The organism is Paraburkholderia phytofirmans OLGA172, assembly GCF_001634365.1.
GTDB lineage: Bacteria > Pseudomonadota > Gammaproteobacteria > Burkholderiales > Burkholderiaceae > Paraburkholderia.
Genome location: NZ_CP014578.1, coordinates 3,037,210 through 3,051,691, shown reverse-complemented (window position 1 = coordinate 3,051,691; position 14,482 = coordinate 3,037,210). Strand labels below are relative to the sequence as shown.

The following is a 14,482-nucleotide window of genomic DNA, read 5'->3' as shown; positions in this document are numbered from 1 at the left end:
CAGCCGTAGCAACGCATTTAGTAACGCATCCAGCAACGCAAAAATTCAGGACGGGGCCAAGCGGCTCCGAGAAGATCCAGATGGCCCTACTGCAAATCTCCGAACCCGGCATGGCGCCGGCGCCCCATCAGCGGCGTCTGGCGGTCGGTATCGATCTAGGCACCACCAATTCCCTCGTCGCCGCCGTGCGCAGCGGCGTGCCCGACGTGCTGCCGGACGAAAATGGCCATGTGCTGCTGCCGTCGGTGGTGCGTTACCTGGAAAAAGGTGGCCGCCGCATCGGCCGCACGGCCAAGGCTGAAGCCGCGACCGATCCGCGCAATACGATCGTGTCGGTCAAGCGCTTCATGGGCCGCGGCAAGGCGGAAGTGGAAGGCGCCGAAAACGCGCCGTACGATTTCGTCGACGCGCCCGGCATGGTGCAAATCCGTACTGTCGACGGTGTGAAGAGCCCGGTCGAAGTTTCGGCGGAAATTCTTGCGACGCTGCGCCAGCGCGCCGAAGACACGCTCGGCGACGAACTGGTCGGCGCAGTGATTACCGTGCCCGCGTATTTCGACGAAGCGCAGCGCCAGGCGACCAAAGACGCCGCGCGCCTGGCCGGCCTGAACGTGCTGCGTCTCCTGAACGAGCCGACTGCGGCCGCGATCGCCTACGGTCTGGATAACGGCTCCGAAGGACTCTACGCGGTCTACGACCTCGGCGGCGGCACCTTCGATCTGTCGATTCTGAAGCTCACCAAGGGTGTGTTCGAAGTGCTCGCGGCGGGCGGCGATTCCGCGCTCGGCGGCGACGATTTCGATCACGCACTGTATCGCCACGTACTGGAGCAGGCAGGCATCGCGCCGAACACGCTCGCACCGGAAGACGTCCGCTTGCTGCTCGACAGCGTACGCGTGACCAAGGAGGCGTTGTCCGACGCGCCGAATGCGAAGGTGCAGGCGACGCTGTCGAACGGCACCCAGATCGATCTGACTGTCGGCGAGGCCACTTTCGAGGCCATCACTCAGGCGCTGGTTCAACGCACGCTTGGCCCCACGAAGAAAGCGCTGCGCGACGCCAAAGTGGCGACGAAAGACATCAAAGGCGTGGTGCTGGTCGGCGGCGCGACGCGCATGCCGGTGATTCGCCGCGCAGTCGAGTCGTTCTTCGGCCAGCCGCCGCTGATCAATCTGGACCCGGATCAGGTCGTCGCGCTCGGCGCGGCGATCCAGGCCGATCTGCTGGCGGGCAACCGCGGCGCCGACGGCGACGACTGGCTGTTGCTCGACGTGATTCCGCTGTCGCTCGGCGTCGAAACGATGGGCGGTTTGACCGAGAAGATCATTCCGCGCAATTCGACGATTCCGGTTGCCCGTGCGCAGGATTTCACGACCTTCAAGGACGGCCAGACGGCGATGGCGATCCACGTCGTTCAAGGCGAGCGCGAGCTCGTCAGCGATTGCCGTTCGCTCGCGCGTTTTGAACTGCGCGGCATCCCGCCGATGGCAGCCGGCGCGGCGCGGATCCGCGTCACGTATCAGGTCGACGCGGACGGCTTGCTGTCCGTGTTCGCGCGTGAACAGGGTTCGGGCGTGGAAGCGTCGGTAGTGGTGAAGCCTTCCTACGGTCTCGCCGACGACGACATCGCCAGAATGCTCGAAGAGAGCTTTTCGACCGCCGAAGTCGACATGCGCGCGCGCGCGCTGCGTGAGGCGCAAGTGGAAGCGCGCCGTCTCGTCGAAGCGACCGACGCGGCGCTTGCCGCCGACGCCGAATTGCTCGACGACAGCGAACGCGCCGAACTCGACGCGCTGCTCGCCGCCTTGCGCAACATCGCGGCAAGCGACAACGCCGACGCGATCGAAGCCGCGACCAAAACGCTCGCCGAAGGCACCGATGAATTCGCCGCCCGCCGCATGAACAAGGGCATTCGCCGCGCGCTGGCCGGCCGCAAGCTCGATGAGATCTGAGCGTCTCGCGGCGGGGCCGCGTCATGCGCGCCAGCCGGCAATGAATCGCGCCGCGCGGACTTAAAAAGTCCGCGCGGCGCCAGTAAAATGGTACGGAGCCTGTTTGCGGCAGCCGTGCCGCAGACCCAAACGGAAAATGTATGCCTCAAATCGTTGTGCTGCCTCACGTCGAACTGTGCCCGGAAGGCGCGGTGATCGATGCCGTGCCCGGCAAGAGCATCTGTGACAGCCTGCTCGAGCACGGCATCGAAATCGAGCACGCGTGCGAGAAGTCCTGCGCGTGCACGACCTGTCACGTGATCGTGCGTGAGGGTTTCGCCGCCTTGACGCCGTCTGAGGAAGACGAGGACGATCTGCTGGACAAGGCGTGGGGGCTCGAGCCAGCCTCGCGTCTGTCGTGCCAGGCGACGGTGCCGGCCGGGCAGGATCTGGTTGTCGAGATCCCGCGCTATTCGATCAATCACGCGAAGGAAAATCACTAACTGGAGGATGCAGCCATGAAGTGGACCGATACGCAAGACATCGCGATGGCCCTGACTGACAAGCACCAGGACATCGATCCGCAGCAGGTGCGCTTCACTGATTTGCACCGTTGGGTCACCGAGCTGGAAGGTTTCGACGACGACCCTAACCGGTCGAACGAGAAGATCCTTGAAGCAATTCAGGCTGCATGGATCGAAGACGCGGATTACTGAACGCATTGCCGAGCTTTCCGCTGGCGGCGGGGCGCGTTTGATTGAGCTTGCGCTCCTGCTGCGGCAAAGAAAAAGGCGATTCCATCGGAATCGCCTTTTTTAATGCCTGGAGAATCATCAGGCTGCCAGCGGTCAGACTGCTACGAGCGTGCCGTTTTCGACCCGCACACGCTGACCTTGCTGGAACGGCGGCGCTTCGTGATAGGTGAAGTAGCGCGTCTTGCCGTTTTCCATCCGCACCCGCACGGAGTAGGAAGTCGTGCTGCGGATGTGCTTTTCAACCGAGTTACCGGCCAGGCCGCCGCCGAGCGCGCCCAGCACTGTCATCGCGGTCCGGCCGTTGCCGCTACCGAACTGGTTGCCTACTACGCCGCCGGCCACGGCGCCGCCGACAGCACCGATACCCGTGCCATGGCCTTCCTGTCGTACCGCCGAGACGCCTTCGACCGTGCCGCAGGTCGAGCAATAGGCCGGTTGCGACGGCTGTTGCTGAGCGTACTGCGGTGCCGGCTGGGCCTGTTGCTGCTGGGCGTACTGTTGTTGCTGCGGCGCCGCCGGGGCGGGCGCGCGTTGGGCCGGCGGCTGAGCCTGTTGTTGAGCCTGCTGTTCGGCCTGCTGTTGCGCTGCCTGTTGCTGTGCTGCCTGTTGCGCCGACAGATTGGCCGGCGCCGCCGAATCGACCACACCTGGTTGAGTGGTCACTTGCGCAGCCTGGGTCTGATCCGTTTGCGCGCCGCTGCTCGACGCCTTTGGGAACAGGCCCGTGACGGCCGCTGTCGCGGCAAGACTGGCGATGATCACCGCACCCGCAGCCGTAGCGACGAGCGGGTGAAGACGACGTTGTTGCGGGGGTTTGGTATCTGGACTATCCATGTTGGCCTCCGTCTGGAGCAGAGTCGACTGTTATTGAGACTGAGTGTCGGACAAATCGATCCCGGGAGGGTTTCAATTTGTAACCATTTCCCGGCAATCATCGTGGCTCTTTCGCGTCAAAGCTGCGCGCAGCGCGGCGGAGTGCCTGATTTCTTGCGGGTCCGCAGCAGCTTAAGAAAACCGCGGCCCAGCGGCGGATACGCGCCTTTTACCGATGGTTACAAACTGTCAGGTTTTAGCCGGCGGAGTTTTTCATGCACCTCAAGAAAAAACGCCCGGCATCGAGCCGGGCGATTTTTTGCGAGCCGTCGAGGCGAGCGACGCAACGATCAGTCTTCGCGGCGCAGATGCGGGAACAGAATCACGTCGCGAATGCTCGGGCTGTCGGTCAGCATCATCACCAGGCGGTCGATGCCGATGCCGCAACCGCCGGCCGGCGGCATGCCGTATTCCAGCGCGCGGATGTAGTCGGCGTCGTAGAACATCGCTTCTTCGTCGCCGGCGTCTTTCTGGTCGACCTGCTTCTTGAAGCGGGCAGCCTGGTCTTCCGGATCGTTCAGCTCCGAGAAACCGTTGGCGATTTCACGGCCCGTGATGAACAGTTCGAAACGCTCGGTGATGCCGTCGAACTTGTCCGACGCGCGCGCCAGCGGCGACACCTCGATCGGGTAGTCGATGATGAAAGTCGGCTCCCACAATTGCGATTCAGCGGTCTCTTCGAACAGCGCCAGCTGCAACGCGCCGACGCCCGCGTTCAGGAACTGCGGCTGCGAGGCATCGACGCCGAACTTCTTCAGTTCCGTGCGCAGGAATGCGTCGTCGCCGAGTTGTGCGTCCGTGTACTGCGGCGCGTACTTCTGGATCGCCTGGCTGATCGTCAGGCGATGGAAGGGCGTGGCCAGATCGAGTTCACGACCCTGGTAGCTGATCGTCGCGCTGCCGAGCGCATCGATCGCCGCCTGGCGGATCAGTTGCTCGGTGAAGTCCATGATCCACTTGTAATCGGTGTACGCCGCGTAAAACTCGATCATCGTGAATTCCGGATTGTGGCGTACCGACACGCCCTCATTGCGGAAGTTACGGTTGATCTCGAACACACGCTCGAAGCCGCCGACCACGAGGCGCTTCAGATACAGTTCCGGCGCGATGCGCAGGAACATTTGCATGTCGAGCGCGTTGTGGTGCGTGGTGAACGGCTTGGCCGCCGCGCCGCCCGGAATCGGGTGCAGCATCGGCGTTTCGACTTCCATGAAGTCGGCGTCCGCCATGAACTTGCGGATCGACGACATCGCCTTGGTGCGTGCGACGAACGTCTTGCGCGTTTCCGGCGTGACGATCAGGTCGACGTAGCGCTGGCGGTACTTCATTTCCTGATCGGCCAGACCGTGGAACTTGTCCGGCAGCGGGCGCAGCGATTTCGACAGCAAACGCAGTTCGGTGCAACGCACCGAGAGCTCGCCCTTGTTGGTGCGGAACAGCACGCCGCGCGCCGCGACAATATCGCCCATGTCCCACTTCTTGAAGGCGTCGTACGTTTCCTGGCCGACGTCTGCGGGCGTAATGAAAAACTGGATCTGACCTGAACCGTCGCGTACGGTCGCAAAGCTCGCCTTGCCCATCACGCGTTTGAGCATCATGCGGCCGGCGATCGCGACTTCGAGCGGATTGGCTTCGAGTGCTTCCTTGTCGGTCTCGGCGTACTGCGTTTGCAGATCTTCGGCGTGATGCGTGGGGCGGAAATCGTTCGGATAGGCGACGCCTTGCTCACGCAGTTCGCGCAGCTTTTCGCGGCGTTCGGCCATGATCTTGTTGTCGTCCACCTCGGGTACGACATTAGGCTGGGCCGCATTAGGCTGGGCCGCATTCGGCTGGGTCGGTTCGGTCATGATGATTTGGTATTCGGTGGCCCGCATCGGGGTGCCCCACATGCGGGTGGCCAGTCAGTGAAAAACCTCAGGCGGTAAAAAGAGGCGGCGCGGCGATGCGATGCATGCCGCGCCGGTTGCGCTTAGACGCCCTGTTTCAGGCTGGCGCTGATGAACGGATCGAGGTCGCCGTCGAGCACGCTCTTGGTATTGCTGATTTCGACGTTGGTGCGCAGGTCCTTGATACGGCTGTTGTCCAGCACATACGAGCGGATCTGGTGACCCCAGCCCACATCGGTCTTGCCGGCTTCGAGCTTGTCCTGCTCGGCCTGGCGTTTGCGGATTTCCGCTTCGTACAGGCGCGATTTCAGCATGGCCATGGCTTCGGCGCGGTTGCGGTGCTGCGAGCGGTCGTTCTGGCACTGCACGACGATGCCCGATGGCATGTGCGTAATCCGCACCGCCGAATCGGTCTTGTTGATGTGCTGACCGCCCGCGCCGGACGCGCGGTACGTGTCGACGCGCAGATCGGCCGGGTTGATGTCGACTTCGATCGAATCGTCGATTTCCGGGTACACGAACACCGACGAGAACGACGTATGGCGGCCACCCGACGAATCGAACGGCGACTTGCGCACGAGGCGGTGCACGCCGGTTTCGGTGCGCAAAAAGCCGTAGGCGTATTCGCCTTCGATCTTGATCGTGGCGTTCTTGATGCCCGCGACGTCGCCTTCGGTCTGTTCCAGTATTTCGGTCTTGAAGCCCTTGCGCTCGCAGTAGCGCAGGTACTGGCGCAGCAGCATGGACGCCCAGTCGCACGCTTCAGTGCCGCCGGCGCCGGCTTGAATGTCGAGGAAAGCGTTGTTCGGGTCGGCCGGATTCGCGAACATCCGGCGGAATTCCATGTCGGCGACACGTTGTTCGATGCCTTGCGCGTCTGATTCGCAGGCGACGAGGGTTTCCTCGTCGTCTTCTTCGCGGGCCATGTCGAACAGGTCCTGCGCATCGCGCAAGTCGTTATCGAGTGACGTGAGTTTGCCGACGGTGTCGTCGAGCAGTTTTTTTTCCCGGCCGAGGGCCTGGGCGTGCTTCGAGTCGTTCCAGACGTCCGGGTCTTCGAGCTCCCGGTTGACTTCGATCAGACGTAATGCCTTGTCGTCGTAGTCAAAGATACCCCCGTAGCGAGTCCGCGCGCGTGCGCAGGTCCGCCAGAGAGGCTTCGATCGCGTTGAGACGTTCCGCTTCCATGTCGATCTTTTATAGCTTCGTAAAAAGGGGAAATTATAGCCGATCGGCGCCCCGCGCCGGAGGCTTGTGAGCAATCCGGCGCGGGTTTGGGGTTGATTTTGCAGTGATTTTCGACGCTTTGCGCGCAAGGCGGGCGGAACGTTGGCTGCGCGCAAGCCGCACACTAGAGGCGCTCGCGCGGGAACCTCGCCGCCGCTTCAGCTCGCCGCGTGCTCGACGATCAATTGCACTCGCGACACGCCATTCCACGTGTCGCTGGCCAACCGGTATGCAACGGTGGTGCGCGCGGGCAGCGTGTCGGTGTGATTGAACCAGATCGCGTTGAAACGCTGGCGGCCGCGCACGAGTTGCAGCTTCAGATGTTTGTCTTTGACCAGCGCCTGTGACGCGATATCGAATTCGCCGGAAAACACCGGCGCCGGAAAGCCCTGGCCCCATACGGCGGCGTCGAGCATTTCGACGAATTGCGGCGTGAAATAGGCGTCTTCGAGTTCGCCGTCGGTTTCCACCGTGCGCGACAGCGCTTCTTCAGAGAGCCATTCGCGGCCTACTGCCTCGAACGCGGCCGTAAAGCGCGGCACGTCGGCGGCGGCGATCGTCAGGCCCGCGGCCATCGCGTGGCCGCCGAATTTGACGATCAGGCCAGGCTCGCGCTTCGAAATCAGATCGAGCGCGTCGCGCAGATGGAAGCCCGAGATCGAACGGCCGGAGCCCTTGACGAGTTGGCCGCTGTCGTCGGCGAGCGCGAATGTGAACGACGGCCGGTGGAATTTCTCCTTCAACCGCCCGGCGACGATGCCGATCACCCCCTGGTGCCAACTCGGATTGAACAGCGTGATGGTGGTCGCGCCGTCAGGATTGATCGCCGAGAGGTCTTCGAGCGCCTGCTGCTGCATGCCGGCTTCGATTTCGCGGCGCTCGCGGTTCATGGTGTCGAGCTGCTGCGAGAGATCCCATGCGCGGCCGATGTCGTCGGTGGTCAGACACTCGATTCCGAGCGACATGTCCGACAGGCGGCCGGCCGCGTTCAGGCGCGGGCCGAGCGCGAAGCCGAGGTCGAAACCCGAGGCGCTGCGGGCGTCGCGCGCAGCGGCGCGAAAGAGGGCGGCGATGCCTGGCTGCATCTTGCCTTTGCGAATCCGCTGCAGACCTTGCGCGACCAGCACGCGGTTATTGCCGTCGAGCTTGACCACGTCGGCGACCGTGCCGAGCGCGACCAGATCGAGTAGACCATCCAGGCGCGGCTCAGGGAAAGCGTCGTTGAAGGCGCCGCGGCGGCGCAATTCCGCGCGCAATGCCAGCAGCACATAAAACATCACGCCGACACCTGCGATGCACTTGCTCGGGAATGTGCAGCCCGGCTGGTTCGGATTGACGATGGCGCGTGCAGCCGGCAGTTCGTCGCCGGGGAGGTGATGGTCGGTGACCAGCACGTCGATGCCGAGCGCATTGGCCGCTGCCACGCCGTCGACGCTGGCGATACCGTTATCGACCGTAATCAGCAGTTCCGGCTTGCCCGACGCGCTGCGGGCGGCTAGCGCGACGATCTCGGGCGTCAGGCCATAACCGTACTCGAAGCGGTTCGGCACCAGATACTCGATCTGGCCGCCGAACATGCGCAGCCCGCGCACTGCGACCGCGCAGGCGGTGGCGCCGTCGCAGTCGTAGTCCGCGACCACTAGCATGCGGCGTTTGCTCTGAATCGCATCGGCGAGCAGCGCCGCGGCGTCTTCGCAGCCCTTGAGCGCGGCAGGCGGCACGAGCCGCGCGAGACCGGTTTCGATTTCATCGGGCATGCACACGCCGCGCGCGGCATACAGGCGCGCAAGCACCGGATGCAGGCCATGGCGGGTGAGAACTTCGGCGTCGACAGGCGAGCCGGCGCGCGTAACGATTCGAGTCATTCGGAAAGGCCGTGGATCATTCGATGAAGAGCGAGGCGAGCACGCGCCGCCGCCAGAATTTGCGCAGGTCGCCACGTGTGACCGTGAGCGTCACCGAACCGGTGTCGCCGCACAGCGTCAGGCCCAGTTCGCCAAGCTGGCCCGACTGCAGTGCTGTCAGCGCCGGTTCGAACCAGTCGGTTTGCAACGCGGCGAAGGCGTCGTTCCAGCGCGCCCAGTCCTGCTCGATGTAGGGCACGGAGAAGGGATCGAGTTCGACTAGCGTGGCGCCGTTCGCGTTGGCGTTGGCGTTGGCGTTTGCGTTTGCGTTGGTATTCGTGTTCGCGGATACGCCGCTAGGTATGTGACCCGAAGCGGTACCTGAAGCACCCCCCGCAGCGCGAGCTGCCATCAGCGCCGCGAAGGACGTCGGCGGTGCGCCCACGTCGACACCCGCCGTCATGGCGAGCCCCCGCGTGGCCGCCGCATCGGAGAAGACCCGCGCGAACGGGCTCGTCACGGGTTGCGCCGCGCCCTGTGCGTGAAACCAGATCGAGTTGACGGCCGGCAGGCCACGCGCCTCGCGCGCTTCATTGACCGGATGCTCGAACCACGCCATCTGCACTTCGTTTTGCAGCTTCATCCAGGCGCGCGACCGCTCGCCGGAGTGCGCCTCGTGCGGCAGCCAGATTTCGATGTTGCGGCCGCTCGCGCGCAACGGCGACGCCCCTGCCAGCGTGCCGAAGCCGTCGCCCGACAGGTACCAGCGGGCGGGCTTAGGCGCTTCGATGCGCACGCCGAGTTCCTCGATCAACGGCCGGGCGACCGCCAGCAGCACACTGGCTTCGTCGTCGGACAGTTCGAGCGAGGCCGGATCGATCAGCACCAGATGGTCGTGCGCGATGCGAACATGCACCGGTTGCACACAAGCCCACGTGGCGGGGCCAGGGTCGCCGCCGTCGGCGCGCAGCATGTACGGGGCAAGCGGTGCTTCGTCGGCGGCCGCCGCGCCGCTCGGCAGCGCGCCGAACTGGCGCGCCACCCAGCGCTCGTGCGGCAGCGTGCGCTGAAAATCTTCGCCGATCACCCGTTCGACCAGCGTCGCGCGGGCGATCAGCCGGTCGAGGGCCGGACTCTGGATGTCGTGCAGGGCGGTGGAGGCGTCCGCTGCGGCGGGCAGCGCGAAGGGCAGGAGAAGATGGAGGCGGTTGGCGGGCATGATGCTGCGCATTGTAGGGCAAAGAGTGCGAGTATTCAGACCTTCAGCTCCCCGCTTGACGAACCGCGGCAGCGACGGCTTGCGCTCGCCGCCCTGCGGACGTTGCAGCAGCCGCGCGCGGCGGCACCGCGCACATGACGATGGAGACCGGCATGTCGCGTGAACTCAAAACCGAGCAGGAACTGCTTGAACTGGTCGTCAAGGCCCTCGATGCGAACCCGGCGACCGCCGGATGGATTCCGACCGGCTTCCACGAAACGGTCGAGGATGAGGAGGGCTGCAATTGGGACATCAACCACCTGCACCGCGACCGCAAGGACGCGGACGTGCGCGATGCCGCCAACAGCGTGGCGGCGCGCATCATCAACGAACTGCGCAGCCGTTACAACCTGTGTTAGCCGATGCGGCGGCCGGCGCTTAGCCGGCGTTCATTCCGAGCGCTCCGGGCGCGGAGCGCCGGGCAGGTGGCTTCATGCCGGCCGCGAATCCGTACGGGAAAATTCTTCTACGCCTGACGAACCAGGATCTTTGTGAGGTTTTGGAATTCCATTAGAATTCCGCCGCCACGCGATTCACCGCGAATAACGATTACAAAACAAAAACAGACCAATGAAAGTGATCCACTCTTCAGACCTTGCTGTATCGGGGCATTTACTCAACTTCGACGTTTTACGTTTGCTGTTTGCGATCTTCGTTATTTTCTCGCACAGCTTTGCCTTATTGGGTTTTGCCGACCCGGTTCAGGCGCTCGTGCGCACGACCACGCCTGGCAGCCTCGGAGTCGACGGTTTCTTTCTCATCAGCGGTTATCTGATTACGCGCAGTTGGGTGAATGATCCCTCGGCCGGGCGTTTTCTCGCCCGTCGCGTGCTGCGTCTGTATCCGGGCTTTATCGTCGCGTCGCTGGTTTCGGTGTTGATTGTGGGTCCACTCGGCGCCGACCCGGCTCAGTATTTCCGGGGTCTCGATCTGGGCGGCTTCCTGCGTGGACTTCTGCTTCTGCATGAGCCGCAGGCGCCGCGCGTGTTTGCCGGTACCCCGGTCGAGACCGTGAACGGCGCCATGTGGACGATCTCGTTCGAATTTCGCTGCTATCTGGTGGCGATGTTGTGCGGCTGCATCGGCTTGTTCAGCCGCCGGCGCATTTTCCTCGTCATCGCGCTGCTGGTCGGCGCCGCGATCTGCTATACGGTGCCGGATAGCGGTCCGACCGATTCGCAGCACCAGTTGTTCGGGTTCAAGGCACTGCGCGTGTCCGATTACATGGCGTGGTTCGCGGCGCTGTTCCTGACTGGAAGCTGTTTTTTCCTGTTCCGCGAACGCATCCGCTATACGCTGACGGGCTGGGTGGTGGCCTTCGCCGTGCTGGCCTGGTCGCTGTTCTATCCGGAGTGGCTGCGGCCGGGCGTGCTGTTGGCCGGCGCCTACGTGGTGTTCGGCGTGGCTGCGATGCCCGCGCTGCGGCGCGTTCGCAGTGGCGGCTACGTCGATCTGTCGTACGGGCTGTATCTGTATGGCTGGCCTGTGCAGAAGCTGCTGAGCTGGTACTGGCCGAAAGTGATGCCATGGCCGATGTTCTGCGTGACGATGATTCTGTGCACGGGGCTTGCCTGGCTTAGTTGGCACCTCGTTGAGCAGCCTGCGCTGCGGCTGAAGCCCGGCGCGGCGAAGCGGCTGCGTTTCAAGACCGCGATGGCGGATATGGCCTGATCCAGCGTCGCCGGCTTGTCTGCCTGAGGCCGGCTCCAGAGCGCCATTGCGCGAGTCCGCGGCTTTGTATGGCAAACTTCGCGCTTGCCCATACCGGAACCATCCGCTCCGCCGCGACACCAATGATTACGACGCTCGGGCCGCACGGCAGGCGCTTCGCGCCGTCGTACGCAGCAGAAAGCCGAAGAACGCAGAAAAGGATTCGCTTGAAATTTCCCTACGAATGGCAAATTGGCTGGCGCTACACCCGCGCCGGCAAACGCACGACCGGTAACGGCTTCATTTCCTTCATCGCGCTCGTGTCGATGTCGGGCATCGCGCTCGGCGTCGCCGCGCTGATTGTCGTGTTGTCCGTGATGAACGGTTTCCAGAAAGAAGTGCGCGACCGGATGTTGTCGGTGCTGGCGCACGTCGAAATCTTTTCGCCGACCGGTTCGATGCCCAACTGGCAACTGACCGCCCAGGAAGCGCGCCAGAACAAGGAAGTGATCGGCGCGGCGCCGTATGTCGAAGCGCAGGCGCTGCTCACGCGCCAGGACGCCGTGAGCGGCGTCGCGCTGCGCGGCGTCGAACCGACGCTCGAGCCCGACGTGTCCGATATCGGCCGCGAAATGAAGGGCGGCAAGCTGACCGACCTCGTGCCGGGCGACTTCGGCATCGTGCTGGGCGCGGACCTCGCCACCAATCTCGGTGTGACAGTCAACGACAAGATCACGCTGGTCGCGCCCGAGGGCACCATCACACCCGCCGGCATGCTGCCACGGCTGAAACAGTTCACGGTGGTGGGCATCTTCGAGTCGGGGCATTACGAATACGACAGCACCCTCGCGCTGATCAACATCAAGGACGCGCAGGCGCTGTTCCGGCTGCCCGCGCCGACCGGCGTGCGGCTGCGCCTGACCGACATGCAGCGGGCGCCGGAGGTCGCGCATCAACTGGCGCGCAGCTTGTCCGGCGATTTGTACATCCGCGACTGGACCCAACAGAACAAGACCTGGTTCTCGGCAGTGCAGATCGAAAAACGCATGATGTTCATCATCCTCACGCTGATCATCGCAGTGGCGGCGTTCAATCTGGTGTCGTCGCTCGTGATGACGGTGACCAACAAGCAGGCTGACATCGCGATCCTGCGCACGCTCGGCGCGCAGCCCGGTTCGATCATGAAGATTTTCGTGGTGCAGGGCGTGACGATCGGCTTTATCGGCACGGCGACCGGCGTCGCGCTCGGCTGCCTGATTGCGTGGAGCATTCCGTGGCTCGTGCCGATGATCGAGCATCTGCTCGGCGTGCAGTTCCTGCCGCCGTCCGTGTATTTCATCAGCGAACTGCCGTCCGAGCTGATTCCCGCCGACGTCGCGCGGATCGGCGTCATCGCGTTCCTGATGTCGGCGCTGGCGACCCTTTATCCGAGCTGGCGTGGTGCGAAAGTCCGTCCCGCGGAGGCACTGCGCTATGAATGACCGTTCCGCCAATTTATCCATGGTCTCAGAAGACACCGCGCTGCATCCCTACGTGCTGGAAGCAACCGGCATTTCGAAGTCGTTCGTGCAGGGTGGTCTCAATGTGCAGGTGCTTAACAACGCGCAATTGAACGTGCGGCGCGGCGAAAAACTGGCGATCGTCGGCGCGTCGGGGTCCGGCAAGAGCACGCTGCTGCATGTGCTCGGCGGCCTCGACGATCCGAGCGCCGGCCATGTCTCCGTAATGGGCAAGCCGTTTACGAAGCTCTCCGAGCGTGAACGGAACGACCTGCGCAATCGCGCACTCGGTTTCGTGTACCAGTTCCACCATCTGCTGCCGGAATTCACCGCGCTCGACAACGTCGCGATGCCGCTGCGGATTCGCCGCATGACGACCGAAGCCGCGCGGCGCGAAGCGCTCGCGGTACTGGAGCGGGTCGGCATGGGGCATCGGGCGAAGCATCGTCCGGGTGAACTGTCGGGCGGCGAGCGCCAACGTGTGGCAATCGCGCGGGCCTTGGTTACCAAGCCCGCCTGTGTGCTCGCCGACGAACCCACCGGCAATCTGGACGGCGGCACCGCCGACACTGTGTTCAACCTGATGCTCGAACTGTCGCAAACGCTCGACACCAGTTTCGTGATCGTCACGCACGATCCGGAACTGGCCGGACGCTGTGACCGGATCATGCGGCTGCGCGACGGCGTCTTGCACGAAGAACCGCCGGTGCCGGTCTAAGCACCGCGCGGACCGTGAGCGATGCTCTGCCGCTGACGAGGCGCGCCATGTGGATCGATACACACTGCCATCTCGACGCTTCCGAATTCGACGCCGATCGCGATGAAGTCGCCGAAGCGGCGCGTCAAAGTGGCGTAGGGCGTATCGTGATTCCCGCGATCGGCCGCCAGAACTTCACGACGGTGCGTGAACTCGCGCACCGCATCGACGGCGGCGCGTATGCGCTCGGCATCCATCCCCTCTTTACACCAGGCGCACAGGAACGCGATCTCGACCTGCTGCGCATGGAAATCGAGGCGAGTCTCGACGATCCGCTGTTCGTCGGCATCGGCGAGATCGGCCTCGATTATTTCGTCGAAGGTCTCGACGATGCGCGCCAGCAGTTCTTCTACAACGGTCAACTTCAACTGGCGCGCGAATTCGATCTGCCGGTGATTTGCCACGTGCGCAAATCGCAGGATCAGGTGATCAAAGGGCTGCGGCGGCATCAGATTCATCGCGGCATCGCCCATGCATTCAACGGCAGTTTTCAGCAGGCTCAGGCATATATCGATCAGGGCATGCATCTCGGTTTCGGCGGCAATCTGACCTTCGAGCGGGCACGGCAAATCCGCCGCCTTGCCGGGCAATTGCCGTTCGACGCGCTGGTCGTCGAGACCGACGCACCGGACATCGCCCCCTCCTGGATGTACAAGCAGCGCAATTCGCCGGAGCAGATTCCGGCCATCGGCGCGAGTCTCGCGCAACTGCGTGGCATGACCGCCGACGAAGCCGCCCTAGGCACAACGGCTAACGCGCTCGCCGCGTTGCCGCGGCTTGCACTTTCCTCTGCATAATCGAA

General features: G+C 63.7%; 13 protein-coding genes. 8 read left to right on the top strand and 5 right to left on the bottom strand.

The features are described from left to right. The first annotated feature begins 80 nt into the window (after positions 1-80). From hscA to iscX, 3 genes are all read left to right on the top strand, one after another. Positions 81-1,952, top strand: coding sequence for a Fe-S protein assembly chaperone HscA (hscA, locus tag AYM40_RS13355; RefSeq protein WP_063496631.1), 1,872 nt, complete (start codon positions 81-83; stop codon positions 1,950-1,952). 140 nt (positions 1,953-2,092) lie between these two features. Then, the gene (gene fdx, locus AYM40_RS13350; protein ID WP_063496630.1) at positions 2,093-2,434 is read left to right on the top strand and encodes an ISC system 2Fe-2S type ferredoxin; all 342 of its coding nucleotides are present in this window, start codon (positions 2,093-2,095) and stop codon (positions 2,432-2,434) included. 15 nt (positions 2,435-2,449) lie between these two features. Beyond that, on the top strand, positions 2,450-2,647 hold the full coding sequence (gene iscX / locus AYM40_RS13345; protein ID WP_007181290.1) for a Fe-S cluster assembly protein IscX: 198 nt from the start codon (positions 2,450-2,452) through the stop codon (positions 2,645-2,647). A 132-nt stretch (positions 2,648-2,779) separates the two neighbouring features. Here the strand turns inward: iscX and AYM40_RS13340 are convergent, their stop codons facing one another. The 5 genes from AYM40_RS13340 to AYM40_RS13325 form a co-directional block, all read right to left on the bottom strand. Further along, the gene (locus AYM40_RS13340; RefSeq protein ID WP_063496629.1) at positions 2,780-3,520 is read right to left on the bottom strand and encodes a glycine zipper 2TM domain-containing protein; all 741 of its coding nucleotides are present in this window, start codon (positions 3,518-3,520) and stop codon (positions 2,780-2,782) included. A gap of 329 nt (positions 3,521-3,849) precedes the next feature. Next, positions 3,850-5,406: a lysine--tRNA ligase gene (gene lysS / locus AYM40_RS13335; RefSeq protein ID WP_063498002.1), complete on the bottom strand. Its 1,557-nt coding sequence runs from the start codon at positions 5,404-5,406 to the stop codon at positions 3,850-3,852. A 122-nt stretch (positions 5,407-5,528) separates the two neighbouring features. Beyond that, positions 5,529-6,633, bottom strand: a protein-coding gene (gene prfB, locus AYM40_RS38520; RefSeq protein WP_148662171.1) for a peptide chain release factor 2 whose coding sequence is annotated in 2 segments (ribosomal slippage) — positions 5,529-6,551 and positions 6,553-6,633 — 1,104 coding nt in all. Because the reading frame shifts where the segments join, the coding sequence is not laid out codon by codon here. A gap of 197 nt (positions 6,634-6,830) precedes the next feature. Next, complete coding sequence (gene recJ / locus AYM40_RS13330) at positions 6,831-8,537, bottom strand: single-stranded-DNA-specific exonuclease RecJ (protein WP_063496628.1); 1,707 nt, start codon at positions 8,535-8,537, stop codon at positions 6,831-6,833. Positions 8,538-8,553: 16 nt separating this feature from the next. Then, complete coding sequence (locus AYM40_RS13325; protein WP_063496627.1) at positions 8,554-9,747, bottom strand: hypothetical protein; 1,194 nt, start codon at positions 9,745-9,747, stop codon at positions 8,554-8,556. A 140-nt stretch (positions 9,748-9,887) separates the two neighbouring features. Here AYM40_RS13325 and AYM40_RS13320 point away from each other — a divergent pair, with 140 nt between their 5' ends. From AYM40_RS13320 to AYM40_RS13300, 5 genes are all read left to right on the top strand, one after another. After that, on the top strand, positions 9,888-10,133 hold the full coding sequence (locus tag AYM40_RS13320) for a hypothetical protein (RefSeq protein ID WP_063496626.1): 246 nt from the start codon (positions 9,888-9,890) through the stop codon (positions 10,131-10,133). Positions 10,134-10,344: 211 nt separating this feature from the next. Beyond that, positions 10,345-11,445: an acyltransferase family protein gene (locus AYM40_RS13315; RefSeq protein WP_063496625.1), complete on the top strand. Its 1,101-nt coding sequence runs from the start codon at positions 10,345-10,347 to the stop codon at positions 11,443-11,445. Between the two features lie 206 nt (positions 11,446-11,651). Continuing rightward, positions 11,652-12,905: a lipoprotein-releasing ABC transporter permease subunit gene (locus AYM40_RS13310; RefSeq protein WP_063498001.1), complete on the top strand. Its 1,254-nt coding sequence runs from the start codon at positions 11,652-11,654 to the stop codon at positions 12,903-12,905. Further along, positions 12,898-13,641 (top strand): lipoprotein-releasing ABC transporter ATP-binding protein LolD, encoded by a 744-nt coding sequence (lolD, locus tag AYM40_RS13305; protein WP_063496624.1) that lies wholly within the window; start codon positions 12,898-12,900, stop codon positions 13,639-13,641. The genes AYM40_RS13310 and lolD overlap by 8 nt, the downstream gene beginning before the upstream one ends. A 47-nt stretch (positions 13,642-13,688) precedes the next feature. Next, entirely contained in the window at positions 13,689-14,477 is a 789-nt protein-coding gene (locus AYM40_RS13300) for a TatD family hydrolase (RefSeq protein ID WP_063496623.1), read from the top strand. The last annotated feature ends 5 nt before the right edge of the window (positions 14,478-14,482 follow it).

What these genes read in the sequence shown, in the direction of transcription:
- recJ (WP_063496628.1), bottom strand. Translation starts at nt 8,537, where the DNA reads ATGACTCGAATCGTTACGCGCGCCGGCTCGCCTGTCGACGCCGAAGTT.
- AYM40_RS13300 (WP_063496623.1), top strand. Translation starts at nt 13,689, where the DNA reads ATGTGGATCGATACACACTGCCATCTCGACGCTTCCGAATTCGACGCC.
- lysS (WP_063498002.1), bottom strand. Translation starts at nt 5,406, where the DNA reads ATGACCGAACCGACCCAGCCGAATGCGGCCCAGCCTAATGCGGCCCAG.
- AYM40_RS13315 (WP_063496625.1), top strand. Translation starts at nt 10,345, where the DNA reads ATGAAAGTGATCCACTCTTCAGACCTTGCTGTATCGGGGCATTTACTC.
- fdx (WP_063496630.1), top strand. Translation starts at nt 2,093, where the DNA reads ATGCCTCAAATCGTTGTGCTGCCTCACGTCGAACTGTGCCCGGAAGGC.
- AYM40_RS13325 (WP_063496627.1), bottom strand. Translation starts at nt 9,747, where the DNA reads ATGCGCAGCATCATGCCCGCCAACCGCCTCCATCTTCTCCTGCCCTTC.
- AYM40_RS13340 (WP_063496629.1), bottom strand. Translation starts at nt 3,520, where the DNA reads ATGGATAGTCCAGATACCAAACCCCCGCAACAACGTCGTCTTCACCCG.
- lolD (WP_063496624.1), top strand. Translation starts at nt 12,898, where the DNA reads ATGAATGACCGTTCCGCCAATTTATCCATGGTCTCAGAAGACACCGCG.
- iscX (WP_007181290.1), top strand. Translation starts at nt 2,450, where the DNA reads ATGAAGTGGACCGATACGCAAGACATCGCGATGGCCCTGACTGACAAG.
- hscA (WP_063496631.1), top strand. Translation starts at nt 81, where the DNA reads ATGGCCCTACTGCAAATCTCCGAACCCGGCATGGCGCCGGCGCCCCAT.
- AYM40_RS13320 (WP_063496626.1), top strand. Translation starts at nt 9,888, where the DNA reads ATGTCGCGTGAACTCAAAACCGAGCAGGAACTGCTTGAACTGGTCGTC.